Raw genomic sequence first — 13,292 nt, forward strand, 5'->3', positions numbered from 1 at the left:
GCGCTGAAGCGCCTTATCGTTCAGCCCTTCGGTACGTAGATCAAATGAACTGTATCGTCATCGATCAATGTACTCGACATCAGTTGCAGCGCAGGCCTTGCCTCGTGGAAGAATGGCTTTCCCTTGCCGAGCACGAACGGCCTCACGTGCAGATGATATTCCTCGATCAGGCCCAGCCGGGTCACAAGGCCTGCCAGTTCCGGACCGGAAACGCTAAGGGTACCGTCGGTGCGGGCCACGATCTCGCGAATTTGCGTTTCAATATCGCCGGAGATGAGCGTGGCCTTCGGGCCGACCTCTGAAAGCGTGCGCGAAACGACCCATTTGGGCAGCTTGCGCCAGAGTGCCGCGAACTCGCGCAGCGAAACATCCCATTCCGCGTGATCATCGTCCCAGTAGCGCATCACCTCGTACATCCGCCGGCCATACACAGCGCCGGCATGGCTGCGAATCGTCTCGATCCAGTAATCGAAGTGCTTCCGGCTTGGTGCGCCCATGACCAGATTTCCGGCAAGGTCATCGACATAGCCATCGATGGAGACGTTCATTCCCAGGATAAGTTTGCCCATGACCGGCCCCTTCTCATGGTAGGTTTTCAGATTAAACTGCTTTTAGTTTGCAACTGGTCGAACGCTAGCGCAACTGTTTGCAAATCGCAAGCGGTATGGAAGGAAGCGTTCATGCCGCAAACGCGCCCTGCTTGTCCCGTCAACCTGACACCTAACTGCCAGGTGACTTGTGGCCTGTCCGCTGACAGCAAGAGCGGGCACGTACAGACGTCCGCACCCGGCGCGAAGCGGCCCCGGCGTCTCGGCCGCATGGGGCCGGTTCGCGCTGGTCCGCTCCGGTGCCGCATGTTCGAAAGCCGACGCACTGCTCCCATCCATCGTCACCCGTTGACTTCAGCATTTTTCACCGCGATAGCGTCAAGCCAAAAAATGCGGTAATCGCCAGCCAAACAACAACAGGAGTGTAACTAGTGAGCGAACCGACCGTAGCAGATGCAACAAACCGCATTTATGAATCGCTCCAGGCGGACAATGCCGATATCGACGTACATATCGCCAGTCTCAAGGCAGCGTTGACGCAGGCGGGTTTGAAAGAAGCCCTATTCGACCCGGCAAGGCTGGTGCAGAACAATCGTTCTGGCAGGAAGCTCATGCAGGCCTACTTCCGGCAACGCGGCGTGACTGTGAAATTCTCGGCTTCGTGAAGCCTTCCGATGACGTCAGACAGACCGCAGCATGACGGCAGACCTGATCAACCGCAATGCGGCCTGACACCGAGCCTTGGGCTTGAAGCGAATTGAAGAGCCGCGTCCGTTGCAGGGCGCGGGACTGCCGAAGGAATTTGGCAGGTTTAGGCCCGTTGCGGACATTGGCCGTCGCGAAACTCCGCCGCGAAATTTCAAAAAAAATCATCCCCGCAAATCCCCGCCCTTAAAACCCGTGCCATACTTCTTTCCGTCCCACCACGGATACACCGGAAAGCGTTGCTGGCGAGGTGGGGCCGGTGCCCGGATGGTTTGGCGAAACGCGCGCGAAATCCCCGGGGCTGCGTGAAAGGCGGTTCTCCTCCGGTTCGTGAAAGCGGACCGGGCGTGCCGGGTGGTCACGCCGTCCTTGGACGGCCCAGGGCCAAACCCCGCCTCATTGAAAAGCTCAGCGGATAAGCGGCCGGGCCGGGGCATTGGAGGCTTTCCCGTCAAAAAGGAAAGCGCAGAAGAACCTGAGAAGCGCGGCAAAAGACACTGAAACGGGGCACATCGTGTGTCACCTACTACTATCTACTGCGGCACCCGATGTGCCCCGGCCGACCCTGCCAGGCAAAAGCCGGCAGACATGCAGATGACGCAAACCACGGGCGAAAAAGCCGCCGCGTGAACGGCAAGGCGTGTTCGATGGAGACGGCGGCAGAAATCTGTATGGCGTCCCCGACGCCATTTGATATAGACAGGCTCTCTCAACGACGCAGACGATCAACAGGGAATGTCTCATGGCGAAAATTGTAAATGTCGCGATCCAGATGGATCATGTCTCCGGCATCAATATCGCTGGCGACAGCACGTTCGCGATGAGCCTTGAGGCGCAAGCGCGTGGCTACAAGCTCTTTCACTATACGCCCAACCAGCTGTCGCTGCGTGACGGCAAGGTGATCGCCACGGTCGAGCCGATGACGCTGCGCGACGTCAAGGGCGATCACTACACGCTGGGTGACGCCGAACGTATCGACCTTTCGACCATGGATGTGGTGCTCCTGCGCCAGGATCCGCCCTTCGACATGGCCTATATCACCTCGACGCATCTGCTCGAGCGCATCCACCCGAAGACGCTTGTGGTCAACGATCCGGCCTGGGTGCGCAATTCGCCGGAAAAGATCTTCGTCACCGAATTTCCCGACCTGATGCCAAAGACGCTGATCACCCGCGATCCGGCCGAGATCGCCAGCTTCCGCGCCGAAATGGGCGACATCATCCTGAAACCGCTCTATGGCAATGGCGGCGCCGGCGTCTTTCATTCGACCCGCGACGACCGCAATATGTCGTCCTTGCTCGAAATGTTCGGCCAGATGTTCCGCGAGCCCTTCATCGCCCAGGAATACCTGCCGGCGGTGCGCAAGGGCGACAAGCGCATCATTCTCGTCGATGGCGAGCCCGTCGGCGCGATCAACCGGGTGCCGGCTGAACACGACGCCCGCTCCAACATGCATGCCGGCGGCACGCCGATGCCGACCGAACTGACCGCGCGTGAAAAGGAAATCTGCGCCCGTATCGGACCAGCACTGCGCGAGCGCGGCTTCCTGCTCGTCGGCATCGACGTGATCGGCGACGTGATGACCGAGATCAACGTCACCTCTCCCACCGGCATTCGCGAAGTCAAGAAATTCGGCGGCGCCGATATCGCCGCCCTGCTCTGGGACGCGATCGAGCGCAAGCGCGCCTGACTGCGTCTTCAACGGACCGGGGCGGATAGCCGTTCCGGTTCGGCCGATGCAACCTGATTTCACCCTCCGGATGTTCGCGGTTGTTCCGCTTCGTTCCGGAAGGACAACCGGCCTGCAACCTGGCCGTTTGTGCAGGGCGAATCCGTTCGATTATTGTTCTTGTTTTATTTCGTTATTCGTGCAAGATTTTACACCACAACCGGAGAAGGTTGTGGTGGCGGGTTGTCGGCCTGCCTCGCGGCGAGAGGGGCAATCATGGTCGCGCGTGTCAGTACGGTTGCATTTCAGGGCATCGAGGGCGTGCCTGTCGATGTTCAGGTGATGGTTGCACCGGGAAAAGTCGGCATGCAGATCGTCGGCCTGCCGGACAAGGCCGTGGCCGAAAGCCGCGAGCGGGTCCAGGCAGCGCTGCACGCATCCGGCCTGTCGCTTCCCGCCAAGAAGGTGACTATCAATCTTGCGCCTGCCGATCTTCCCAAGGAAGGCAGTCACTTCGATCTTCCCATCGCGCTCGGCCTGATGGCAGCGCTCGGCGCCATTCCCGGCGATGCGCTGGATGGTTATGTGGTGATCGGCGAGCTCAATCTCGACGGCACGATTGCCGCCGTCTCCGGAGCCCTGCCTGCGGCCATCGGCGCCAACGGGCTGGGCAAGGGCCTGATCTGCCCGTCCGACAGCGGCGCCGAGGCTGCCTGGGCAGGCGCGGACATCGACATTCTGGCACCCCGTAGCCTGATTGCGCTCGCCAATCATTTTCGCGGCACGCAGGTTCTGGCGCGTCCCGAGCCCGCCGTGCGCGCCAGCCCCGCCAACATGCCGGATCTGGCCGACATCAAGGGCCAGGAAAGCGCCAAGCGGGCGCTGGAAGTGGCGGCCGCCGGCAACCATAACCTGCTGATGGTCGGACCGCCCGGCTCCGGCAAGTCGATGCTGGCCGCCCGCCTGCCCTCGATCCTGCCGCCGCTGTCGCCGGCCGAACTGCTCGAAGTGTCGATGATCCATTCGATTGCCGGGCAGCTGGCGGGCGGCAAGCTCTCAGACCGCAGGCCGTTCCGCACGCCGCACCATTCGGCCACCATGGCGGCAATGATCGGCGGCGGTTTGCGTGCCAGACCGGGCGAGGCGTCGCTGGCCCATAACGGCGTGCTGTTCCTCGACGAATTTCCGGAATTCACGCCGCAGGTTCTCGATGCGCTGCGCCAGCCGCTGGAAACCGCCGAATGCATCATCGCCCGCGCCAACCACCGCGTCACCTATCCGGCGGCGATCCAGCTGGTGGCCGCGATGAACCCCTGCCGGTGCGGCATGGCGGGAGAGCCCGGCCATAGCTGCGCCCGGGGGCCGCGCTGCGTTTCCGATTATCAGGGCCGCATATCCGGCCCGCTGATGGACCGGATCGATATCCGCATCGACGTGCCCTCGGTCACGGCCGCCGACCTGATCCGCCCGGCGCCCGCCGAACCCAGCAGCGTCGTTGCCCGGCGGGTGGCGCGCGCCCGCGACATCCAGATGGACCGCTTCATCGCCCTGGGCATGCCGCACATCCTCTCCAATGCCCGCTGCTCGACAGCAATGATCGAAAAGATGGCCGAGCCCGATGCCGGAGGACTGCAATTGCTGCGCGATGCGGCAGAAAAGATGAAGTTTTCGGCGCGCGGCTATCACCGGGTCCTGAAAGTGGCCCGCACCCTTGCCGACCTCGATGAAAAGATGACGGTCGGCCGCATTCATCTCGCCGAAGCGATCTCCTACCGGATCGCCGGCGAGCGTTTGAGTGCGGCGGCTTAGAGTGGTGGCGGACCTGAAGATGCTCAGCAAGCCGACGTTTATGAAACTGAACATCGACTGGAATGCGGATCCCAACGTTCCTTCCCCAGACGTCATTCCGGACTCAAGTTCGATACGATTACGTTTTTATCTCAATCCGTGGATTCACGTGGCAAGGCAGGACCAAAAAGGCACTGTTACATTCGCCAATTGCAGTCGATGGCGGCTTGGTCCCACGAACGACGAAGGCTGGTATCGAGGGCAATGCCGTTACAGCGGGGTCGCGCCTGGATGGGGTGAATTCTACGAACTGATAGGGGATGACGACCACCGCGACGACCCGCCCGACTGGGTATGCAGCAATGCGCCAAGTTTAGGCCAAAGGCATTTTCTCTTTTATTTTAGAGACGAAACTTTCGAATGCTTCAGCGCCGACTGGCATTATCAGGCGGACCAAGCCTGAGCCCAGTCCGCCACCGATATATGCGAGCCTTAGCCGCCCAGCCCTTCGAACAGCGCCGTCGACAGATAGCGCTCGGCAAAGGACGGGATGATCACCACGATGGTCTTGCCTTCGTTTTCCGGGCGCTGGCCGATCGTGATCGCAGCCTTCAGGGCGGCACCCGACGAGATGCCGACCGGGACGCCCTCAAGACGCGCCACGTGGCGGGCGGTCTCGATCGCGTCCGGGCTCGAAACGGTGACGATCTCGTCGTAGATCTTGGTATCGAGGATGGCCGGCGCGAAACCCGCGCCGATGCCTTGAATCTTGTGCGGACCGGGAGCGCCGCCGGACAGCACCGGGGATTCCGCCGGCTCGACGGCGATGACCTTGATCGACGGCTTTTTGCCCTTCAGCACCTGGCCGACGCCGGTGATCGTGCCGCCGGTGCCGATGCCGGAAACGAGGATATCGACGCCGCCGTCGGTGTCGTTCCAGATTTCCTCGGCCGTCGTCTTGCGGTGGATTTCCGGGTTGGCCGGGTTTTCGAACTGCTGCGGGATGATCGCATCCGGCAGCGACGCGGCAAGCTCTTCGGCCTTGGCGATGGCGCCCTTCATGCCCTTCGGCCCCTCGGTCAGCACCAGTTCGGCACCGAGCAGCGCCAGCATCTTGCGGCGCTCGACCGACATGGTTTCGGGCATGGTGAGGATGAGCTTGTAGCCCTTGGCGGCGGCGGCAAAGGCCAGCGCGATGCCGGTATTGCCGGAGGTCGGCTCGATCAGCGTCGTCTTGCCGGGGGTGATCTTGCCCTGGGCTTCCAGCGCCTCGATCATCGCCACGCCGATGCGGTCCTTGACGGAGGCAATCGGGTTGAAGAATTCGAGCTTGGCCAGAAGGTTGGCCTTGACGCCATTTTCCTTGGCCAGCTTGTCGAGGCGCACGATCGGCGTATCGCCGATGGTCTCGGTGATCGAGGAATAGACGCGGCCGCGGCCGGGCTTGCGCTGTTCTGACATGGTGCTCTCCCTTTTCTCATCAGTTGCAGGGAGAATAGGGGCAAAGCCGTCCGCTTGCCAGAGTGTCATTCGCCAGCACTTTGTTTCGCTTGGAAAAAACGATTGCGGAACCGCCTGTTTCAGAACGATTTTTTCAGGCGGCGCGTGTGGCGATATAGGCGGCGGTCGTTCCGATAATACCGGCGGCAATGCGGTTCAACGACTTCAACGCCCGGGGCTGCTTGAGAAGCAGCCGTGCCCGCGAAGCCAAAAGGATATAGGGAACGAGCACTGCCATCAGCACCAGGAATGTTGCGACCACAAGCACGGCATATTCATTGAGGCCGATCGTGTGCACGTCGATCAATGTCGGGACCAGCGCCACATAGAACAGCATGGTCTTCGGGTTGCCAAACGTCACCAAGAGGCCGGACAGGAAGGACAAGCCCATGCTGGTGCTTTTCTTGGCCTGGATATCCTGCGGCAAAAGCCCGGCAGTCCAGAGCTTGTAGGCGATGTAAACGAGATAGAGGGCGCCAAGGATCTTGATCACCATGAAAGTCGTGGTGAAGGTCTGTGCAACAAGCGCGAGCCCGAGGATGACTGCGGTCAGATAGACGAGATCGCCGAGCGCAAGGCCAAGTCCCATGAAGAAGGTCTCGCGAAAGCCCGAGCCCAGCGCCCGCGCCACGATCGCGGTCATGCCGGGACCGGGGATCGCGGCGGCGATGAAAAGCGCGGTGCAATAGGCAAAAAGCGTGGTGAGGCTCATCATCGGCTCCGTAGATCTGCGAAGGGAATATCTAGCCGGTTTTCTAGACGCTGGCAATTTGCCCGGCATTGATCGAAACATCCGTTCCCGCTAATGCAATGCAAATCACAGACCGGGATACCCGCCTCATACATTCTTCAATGGAGATAACGTTCATGCCCGAAGCAACAAGTCTTGCAGCCTTTGCCCTCGTGGCACTCGGCATGGTGCTGACGCCCGGCCCGAACATGATCTACCTGATTTCCCGCTCGCTCTGTCAGGGCCCGGCAGCGGGGCTGATTTCGCTGATCGGCGTCGCGCTCGGCTTTCTCGTCTACATGCTGTCGGCCGCTTTCGGCATCACCGCGCTGCTGTTTGCCGTGCCCTATGCCTATGATGCGCTGCGGATCGGCGGCGCGCTCTACCTTCTCTATCTCGCCTGGCAGGCGGTGCGTCCCGGTGGGCGATCGGCTTTCGAAGTTCGCGATCTGCCGAAGGATTCACCCAAGCGTCTGTTTCTGATGGGCTTTGCGACCAGTCTGCTCAATCCGAAAGTAGCCGTACTCTATCTGTCGCTGCTGCCGCAATTCATTGATCCGTCGCTCGGCCATATCTTTCTGCAGTCCGTCGCCTTCGGAACCATCCAGATTGTCACCAGCGTTACCGTCAACAGCCTTTTCGTGCTGACGGCAGGCTCCATCGCCATCTTCCTCGCGGGCCGTCCAGTCTGGCTTTCCATGCAACGCTGGCTGATGGGTGGCGTTCTCGGTGCGCTTGCCTTGCGGATGGCGATGGACAGCCAGCGCTGAGCCTCATCCTTTTTCGACAACAAGAACAGAGCATACCCATGACAACAGCACTTCTCATCATCGACGTTCAGAACGCCGTTCTCGACGGCGAGGGAACGCCCGAGCGCCAGCCGGCCATCGATGCCGCGCTCACTGAAACCATCGGCCGCCTCCAGTCGATCCAGGCCCGGGCCCGGGCCGCGCATATTCCGGTTATTCTCGTCCAGCATGACGGCGGCCCCGGGGATCCCCTGGCGCGCTCCTCCAACGGTTGGGGTCTGCGCCACGAAATCGCGCCGGTTCTCGGAGAAACGATCATTCACAAGGTAAGCTGCGACAGCTTTTTCCAGACCAGCCTTGAGGACGAGCTAACGAAACTGTCGATCACCCATTTGGTTATCGGCGGCTGTCAGACGCAATTCTGCGTCGATACCACGGCGCGCCGCGCCGTCACGCTGGGCTACGATGTTACACTTTTGTCCGACGGCCATACGACCGGCGACATGGGCGAACTGACCTTTTCCCAGATCATCGCCCACCACAATCGCGTGCTCGGCGGCTTCAATGCCGGAGGACACGCGATCGAACTGCGCGGGTCGGGTGAAATCACGTTTTGAGTTTGCTTAAAAGACCGGCCGCATGAAGCTGCGCTCGTAGCTGACGATGCAACGGGTCTTTTCGGCCAACGCAAAGGCTGAGAGACATTCGGCATCTTTGGCCATTTTCACGCGGTAGTCTTCATAGGCCGCGAGACTCGGAAAGCTGAAGAGGGCGAGTGCGATATTGTTCGTCCCTTCATGCGGCATGAAATAGCCGTGATGCGTGCCGCCAAGACGGTTGACCAGCGGTATCCAGAGCTTGGCGTATTCCTCGAATTCGGCAAGCTTGTAGGGATCGATCGTGTAGCGCAGATAGCAGGTGATCATTTGGGCCTCCATGGGTGAACTCAGCCTGCCTGATGCCGCATCCGGCGGGGCCATGTCCAGCCGAATGTCATGCCGGCCGCCGCAATCAGGATCGCTGCAGAGCCGAGAAGCTGCGTCGCCTGCAGTTGATGCCCAAAGGCGAGGCGATCAACGGCGAGCGCTGCAATCGGATAGATGAAGGACAGCGCGCCGGTCAGATGGGTCGGCAGCTTCTGGATCGCACCATAGAGCAGCACATACATCAGCCCGGTATGAACAGCCCCCATCGTCACCAGCAGCGCCCATTGATCGGCCTGCGCCGGCAGGCCGGAAGCGCCGGCGAAGGGTGCGAGCATCAAAAGGCCGGTGACCACCTGGATGAGCGCGATTAGATGCGGCGGGGTTCCCTTCAGCCGCTTGGCGACAAGCGCCGCCAGCGCGTAAAAGAACGCGGCTGCCAGAGCCATGGCAATGCCCATCAGGTAATCGCTGCCCGAGTAACCACCCGCCGGCTTTGCCTGAACGATCGCGACCATACCGGCAAAGGCGACCGCGAGCCAGCCGAGCTTCGTGGCGGTGATCTTTTCCTGGAAAACCAGGCCACCGATGGCGAGCAGCATGAAGGGCTGAGTGTTGTAGACCATGGTGGCGATCGAGATCGATGAGCGCGCATAGGCGCCGAACAAAAGCAGCCAGTTGACGACGATGGCGACGCCGCCAAGCACCGCGAGCCCGAACAGCCGCCATGTCAGGATGCCGGAGTGGAAATGGCCAAGTGCCGCGCAGATCGCCAAAAGCGTCAGTGCCCCAAACAGGCAACGCCAGAACACCACATCGATCACCGGCTGGCCGGACATCAGCACGAACCAGCCGATCGTGCCCGAAATCAGCATGGCCGCCGTCATTTCGAGACTGCCGGTTCTGATATCCTTTTCCATCACATCCACTCCTTTGAACGAAGCAGAAGATTATGACGATGCAGCGCTGGGATATATGGATATCCGAAGGCAATGACGATAAAATGGCTTTTCATAAAAGGAAGATTATCAATTTCACCTTCCGGAGCTCCCATGCTTGACGATCTCGACCGGCGCCTGCTCGATATCCTCTCCCTCAATGCCCGTATCTCGCTGAAAGAGCTGGCACAGGAGGCGGGCTTGTCATCGCCCAGCACCGCCGACCGCCTGAGACGGCTGGAGGATCGCGGTGTGATCACCGGCTTTACCATTTCCATCAATCCGGTAGCGCTCGGTTATGCGCTGCAGGCGATCGTGCGGGTTCGCCCGATGCCCGGCATGCTGCATATCGTTGAGAAGATGATCCAGGAGACGCCGGAATTCGTCGAATGCGACAAGGTGACGGGCGACGACTGCTTCATCGCCAAGCTGCTGGTGCGCGACATGGAGCAGTTGGACGCAATCCTCGACCGGATCGCCGAGCGATCCCAGACCAACACGTCGATTGTCAAATCATCACCGGTCAAGCGCCGGCTACCGCCGCTCGGCGTCAGTAAATAGGCATCAGAACTCGGCCATGGGCGACAGCATGACGGGGCCGGCCGGGACGGCAGCGCTGCCGCGAACCATCAGGCTGATATCGGTTTCGAAGGTCTCCGGCGTACCCTGCCAATCCAGCCGGTCTGGCGGGAAGCAAACCTCGACACGGCCGGGGCGCCGATCAAGCGCTCCGAGAATGGCGGAGAGCGGCGGGATCGTTTTGCCGGCAATATCGAGAAGCTGGAAGGACGTTTCATCCTCTTTCCAAGCGACTACGGCCTGGAACTGGTCGAGATAAGTGAGCCCGACATCGGGATCGAAGAAACCGTTGAGCAGAAACATTTCTGCCTGCGCCGCAACCGCAAAAACAGAAGAAACGGGTGTTCTTTCGCGCAACACACGACGGATCAGGGCGATATCAGCGGCGGTGTCGAGCGAGAGCCCGTGCGCCGTACCCGCAAGCCTCCTCTCCAAAGGCGGCGCGCCAACGAACTTCCGTTGCGGCACGACCGTAAAGCCATACGGCTCATACATCGCCGGCTTGTCCGTCAGGAGAATACCGAGCTCAAACCCCTGTTCGTCAGACCAGCCGAACGCACGGTTCATCAGGTCACGATAAAGCCCTTTGCCCCGCCATTGCGGCCGCACCGCGCCGGACTGGAAACCGGCAGCCTTCACCACGCGGCCATCGATCGTCATCGGCATGGAAAAGGCACTGAAATTGGCGGTGCAAACGCCGCCTTCATCGAAACAGCCAAACGGCATGCTGCTCGGATCCGGCCCACCGAAGCGATCTTGAATGCTGACATCGATGCCAAACGTATCCTCAAGCAACGCCACGAGTGCTGCCCAGGCTGCCGGATCGCTGAAATAATCCTGCCGGAATGTCAGGCCGTACCTGTTCGCAGCGGCGGTCATCAAACGCCGGTGGAGCCGAAGCCGCCGGCGCCGCGCGCGGTTTCGCTGGCATCCGTTGTTTCCAGCACGGCCACCTGCGTCACCGGAGCAATCACCATCTGGGCAATGCGCATACCGCGCTCGACGAGGAAATCCTCGTCGCCGAGATTGATCAGCAGGACCTTGACCTCACCGCGGTAATCGCTGTCGATCGTGCCGGGTGTATTCAGGCAAGTGATGCCGTGCTTGAAGGCAAGACCCGAGCGCGGGCGGATCTGCGCTTCATATCCTGCTGGGATTTCGAAGATGAAGCCGGTCGGCACCAGTGCCCGCTTGCCGGGACCGAGGAACAACGGCCGGTCCGCCTCGACGGCGGCGCGAAGGTCCATGCCGGCCGCGCCCGCAGTCTCGTAGGCGGGAAGATCGATGCCCTCGCCGTTTTGCAGGCGAACAAGGTTGAGGGTCGGGCGGGTCGAGGATTGAATAGACATTCTTCTCCCTAGCAATTCCGGCTCGGGTACGGCCAATGCGAATTGCAAGTTATCCACGGAATCGCTACATACGCGGCAACTCACAGGATTCATATCATGGCCGAAAGTATCGCCGAGGCGGTTTCCCGCCGTCGCACCTTTGCTATTATTGCGCACCCGGACGCGGGTAAAACGACGCTTACCGAAAAGCTGCTGCTGTTCGGCGGCGCCATCCAGCTTGCCGGTGAAGTGAAGGCCAAGAAGGACCGCATCCAGACGCGATCCGACTGGATGAAGATCGAGCGCGAACGCGGCATCTCGGTCGTCACCTCGGTGATGACCTTCGAATATCACGGCAATGTCTTCAACATTCTCGATACGCCCGGCCACGAAGACTTCGCCGACGACACCTACCGCACGCTGACCGCCGTCGATGCGGCCGTGATGGTCATCGATGCCGCCAAGGGCATCGAGCCGCGGACGCTAAAACTGTTCGAAGTCTGCCGCATGCGCGATATTCCGATCATCACCTTCATCAACAAGATGGACCGGGAAAGCCGCGACCCCTTCGAGGTTCTCGATGAAATCGAAGAGAAGCTGGCGCTCGACTGCGCGCCGGTGACCTGGCCGATCGGGCGTTCGAAAACATTCTGCGGCTCCTATCATCTGGCCGACAATACCGTTCGCGGCGCCGATACGCAGGAAATTCCCACCAAGGTCAACGGCCCGGAAATGGCCGCCCACCGCCTGCCGGAAAACGAGCGCGAGGCCTTCATCGATGAAACCTCGCTCGCCATAGAGGCCTGCAAGCCCTTCGACAGGAAGGCTTTCCTCGAAGGTCACCTGACGCCGGTCTTCTTCGGCTCGGCACTCCGGAACTTCGGTGTTCGCGACCTGATCAACGCGCTCGGCGAAATCGCGCCGCCGCCGCGCGACCAGGTGGCCGATATTCGCACCGTGCATGCGACCGACGACAAAATGACGGCCTTCGTCTTCAAGATTCAAGCCAACATGGACCCGAACCATCGCGACCGCATCGCCTTTGCCCGCGTCTGCTCCGGCAAGCTGGAGCGCGGCATGAAGGCGCGGCTGGCGCGCACCGGCAAGCAGCTGGGCCTCACGGCGCCGCAGTTCTTTTTTGCCTCGCAACGGCAGCTGGCTGACACGGCCTATGCCGGCGACGTGGTTGGCATCCCCAACCACGGCACGCTGAGGATCGGCGATACGCTGACCGAAGGCGAACAGCTGGTGTTCCAGGGCGTACCGAACTTCTCGCCGGAAATCCTGCGCCGCGTGCGCCTGGAAGATGCGATGAAGGCGAAAAAGCTGAAGGAAGCGCTGCAGCAGATGGCCGAGGAAGGCGTCGTGCAGTTGTTTTCGCCAGAAGACGGCTCGCCTGCCATTGTCGGCGTTGTTGGCGCGCTGCAGTTGGACGTTTTGAAAGAACGGCTGCAATCGGAATACGGCCTGCCGGTGTCTTTCGATATCGCCCGCTTCTCCGTCTGCCGCTGGATTTCGGCCGACCTTCCAGCGGATCTCGACAAGTTCATCACCGCCCGGCGCGGCGACATCGCCCGCGATCTCGACGGCGATCCGGTGTTTCTGGCGCAGGACGCGTTCTCGCTGCGTTACGAGGCGGAGCGCTATCCGGCCATCAAGATGATCGCCATCAAGGAATATCACGTCGCCAAGGCGGCGTGATCGGTCTCGATCTCCCTTCTCCCCAGCGGGGAGAGCGACTGTCTTGTTCGTCAAGCGTTTTGCCATGGTTTATTGTCCCGGATGATGGCATTGAGAATGGTGAGAAGCTTGCGCATTGTCGCAACGATGGCGAC

15 protein-coding genes are annotated in these 13,292 nt (G+C 60.8%); 8 read left to right on the plus strand and 7 right to left on the minus strand.

The features are described 5' to 3' along the window. Positions 1-20 precede the first annotated feature (20 nt). The gene (locus ACP7BS_RS23740; protein WP_426240056.1) at positions 21-569 is read right to left on the minus strand and encodes a dihydrofolate reductase family protein; all 549 of its coding nucleotides are present in this window, start codon (positions 567-569) and stop codon (positions 21-23) included. 410 nt (positions 570-979) lie between these two features. Between ACP7BS_RS23740 and ACP7BS_RS23745 the strand changes: the two genes are divergently transcribed. From ACP7BS_RS23745 to ACP7BS_RS23760, 4 genes are all read left to right on the plus strand, one after another. Then, positions 980-1,213 (plus strand): hypothetical protein, encoded by a 234-nt coding sequence (locus tag ACP7BS_RS23745; RefSeq protein ID WP_426240057.1) that lies wholly within the window; start codon positions 980-982, stop codon positions 1,211-1,213. 782 nt (positions 1,214-1,995) lie between these two features. Continuing rightward, on the plus strand, positions 1,996-2,943 hold the full coding sequence (gshB, locus tag ACP7BS_RS23750; RefSeq protein WP_426240058.1) for a glutathione synthase: 948 nt from the start codon (positions 1,996-1,998) through the stop codon (positions 2,941-2,943). 255 nt (positions 2,944-3,198) lie between these two features. Beyond that, positions 3,199-4,731, plus strand: a complete 1,533-nt coding sequence (locus ACP7BS_RS23755; protein ID WP_426240059.1) for a YifB family Mg chelatase-like AAA ATPase — start codon at positions 3,199-3,201, stop codon at positions 4,729-4,731. A 19-nt stretch (positions 4,732-4,750) separates the two neighbouring features. After that, positions 4,751-5,173, plus strand: coding sequence for a hypothetical protein (locus ACP7BS_RS23760; RefSeq protein ID WP_426240060.1), 423 nt, complete (start codon positions 4,751-4,753; stop codon positions 5,171-5,173). A 29-nt stretch (positions 5,174-5,202) separates the two neighbouring features. Here the strand turns inward: ACP7BS_RS23760 and cysK are convergent, their stop codons facing one another. Beyond that, positions 5,203-6,171, minus strand: coding sequence for a cysteine synthase A (gene cysK / locus ACP7BS_RS23765; protein ID WP_426240061.1), 969 nt, complete (start codon positions 6,169-6,171; stop codon positions 5,203-5,205). Positions 6,172-6,304: 133 nt separating this feature from the next. Next, positions 6,305-6,922 carry a LysE family translocator gene (locus ACP7BS_RS23770; RefSeq protein WP_426240062.1) on the minus strand — a complete coding sequence of 206 codons (618 nt, stop codon included), beginning with the start codon at positions 6,920-6,922 and terminating at the stop codon, positions 6,305-6,307. A 155-nt stretch (positions 6,923-7,077) separates the two neighbouring features. Between ACP7BS_RS23770 and ACP7BS_RS23775 the strand changes: the two genes are divergently transcribed. Continuing rightward, positions 7,078-7,710 carry a LysE family translocator gene (locus tag ACP7BS_RS23775; RefSeq protein ID WP_426240063.1) on the plus strand — a complete coding sequence of 211 codons (633 nt, stop codon included), beginning with the start codon at positions 7,078-7,080 and terminating at the stop codon, positions 7,708-7,710. Between the two features lie 38 nt (positions 7,711-7,748). Next, positions 7,749-8,306, plus strand: coding sequence for a cysteine hydrolase family protein (locus ACP7BS_RS23780; RefSeq protein WP_426240064.1), 558 nt, complete (start codon positions 7,749-7,751; stop codon positions 8,304-8,306). Positions 8,307-8,312: 6 nt separating this feature from the next. Here ACP7BS_RS23780 and ACP7BS_RS23785 read toward each other — a convergent pair whose 3' ends face one another. Both ACP7BS_RS23785 and ACP7BS_RS23790 read right to left on the minus strand, forming a co-directional pair. Continuing rightward, positions 8,313-8,615 carry an NIPSNAP family protein gene (locus ACP7BS_RS23785; RefSeq protein ID WP_426240065.1) on the minus strand — a complete coding sequence of 101 codons (303 nt, stop codon included), beginning with the start codon at positions 8,613-8,615 and terminating at the stop codon, positions 8,313-8,315. A 20-nt stretch (positions 8,616-8,635) separates the two neighbouring features. Then, entirely contained in the window at positions 8,636-9,532 is an 897-nt protein-coding gene (locus tag ACP7BS_RS23790; protein ID WP_426240066.1) for a DMT family transporter, read from the minus strand. Between the two features lie 132 nt (positions 9,533-9,664). Between ACP7BS_RS23790 and ACP7BS_RS23795 the strand changes: the two genes are divergently transcribed. Then, on the plus strand, positions 9,665-10,111 hold the full coding sequence (locus ACP7BS_RS23795; protein WP_426240067.1) for an Lrp/AsnC family transcriptional regulator: 447 nt from the start codon (positions 9,665-9,667) through the stop codon (positions 10,109-10,111). Positions 10,112-10,114: 3 nt separating this feature from the next. Here ACP7BS_RS23795 and ACP7BS_RS23800 read toward each other — a convergent pair whose 3' ends face one another. Continuing rightward, entirely contained in the window at positions 10,115-11,008 is an 894-nt protein-coding gene (locus ACP7BS_RS23800) for a GNAT family N-acetyltransferase (RefSeq protein ID WP_426240068.1), read from the minus strand. Continuing rightward, positions 11,008-11,478, minus strand: coding sequence for a dUTP diphosphatase (gene dut / locus ACP7BS_RS23805; protein WP_426240069.1), 471 nt, complete (start codon positions 11,476-11,478; stop codon positions 11,008-11,010). Before dut ends, ACP7BS_RS23800 begins: the two co-directional genes overlap by 1 nt. 96 nt (positions 11,479-11,574) lie before the next feature. On the opposite strand from dut, the gene ACP7BS_RS23810 reads away from it, so the two are divergent. After that, complete coding sequence (locus tag ACP7BS_RS23810) at positions 11,575-13,158, plus strand: peptide chain release factor 3 (RefSeq protein WP_426240070.1); 1,584 nt, start codon at positions 11,575-11,577, stop codon at positions 13,156-13,158. The last annotated feature ends 134 nt before the right edge of the window (positions 13,159-13,292 follow it).

Origin of the sequence: Pararhizobium sp. DWP1-1-3 (genome assembly GCF_049896125.1) — a bacterium.
Lineage (GTDB): Bacteria > Pseudomonadota > Alphaproteobacteria > Rhizobiales > Rhizobiaceae > Pararhizobium.

What these genes read in the sequence shown, in the direction of transcription:
- cysK (WP_426240061.1), bottom strand. Translation starts at nt 6,171, where the DNA reads ATGTCAGAACAGCGCAAGCCCGGCCGCGGCCGCGTCTATTCCTCGATC.
- ACP7BS_RS23760 (WP_426240060.1), top strand. Translation starts at nt 4,751, where the DNA reads ATGCTCAGCAAGCCGACGTTTATGAAACTGAACATCGACTGGAATGCG.
- dut (WP_426240069.1), bottom strand. Translation starts at nt 11,478, where the DNA reads ATGTCTATTCAATCCTCGACCCGCCCGACCCTCAACCTTGTTCGCCTG.
- ACP7BS_RS23770 (WP_426240062.1), bottom strand. Translation starts at nt 6,922, where the DNA reads ATGAGCCTCACCACGCTTTTTGCCTATTGCACCGCGCTTTTCATCGCC.
- ACP7BS_RS23755 (WP_426240059.1), top strand. Translation starts at nt 3,199, where the DNA reads ATGGTCGCGCGTGTCAGTACGGTTGCATTTCAGGGCATCGAGGGCGTG.
- ACP7BS_RS23795 (WP_426240067.1), top strand. Translation starts at nt 9,665, where the DNA reads ATGCTTGACGATCTCGACCGGCGCCTGCTCGATATCCTCTCCCTCAAT.
- ACP7BS_RS23800 (WP_426240068.1), bottom strand. Translation starts at nt 11,008, where the DNA reads ATGACCGCCGCTGCGAACAGGTACGGCCTGACATTCCGGCAGGATTAT.
- ACP7BS_RS23775 (WP_426240063.1), top strand. Translation starts at nt 7,078, where the DNA reads ATGCCCGAAGCAACAAGTCTTGCAGCCTTTGCCCTCGTGGCACTCGGC.
- gshB (WP_426240058.1), top strand. Translation starts at nt 1,996, where the DNA reads ATGGCGAAAATTGTAAATGTCGCGATCCAGATGGATCATGTCTCCGGC.
- ACP7BS_RS23785 (WP_426240065.1), bottom strand. Translation starts at nt 8,615, where the DNA reads ATGATCACCTGCTATCTGCGCTACACGATCGATCCCTACAAGCTTGCC.
- ACP7BS_RS23780 (WP_426240064.1), top strand. Translation starts at nt 7,749, where the DNA reads ATGACAACAGCACTTCTCATCATCGACGTTCAGAACGCCGTTCTCGAC.
- ACP7BS_RS23740 (WP_426240056.1), bottom strand. Translation starts at nt 569, where the DNA reads ATGGGCAAACTTATCCTGGGAATGAACGTCTCCATCGATGGCTATGTC.
- ACP7BS_RS23790 (WP_426240066.1), bottom strand. Translation starts at nt 9,532, where the DNA reads ATGGAAAAGGATATCAGAACCGGCAGTCTCGAAATGACGGCGGCCATG.
- ACP7BS_RS23810 (WP_426240070.1), top strand. Translation starts at nt 11,575, where the DNA reads ATGGCCGAAAGTATCGCCGAGGCGGTTTCCCGCCGTCGCACCTTTGCT.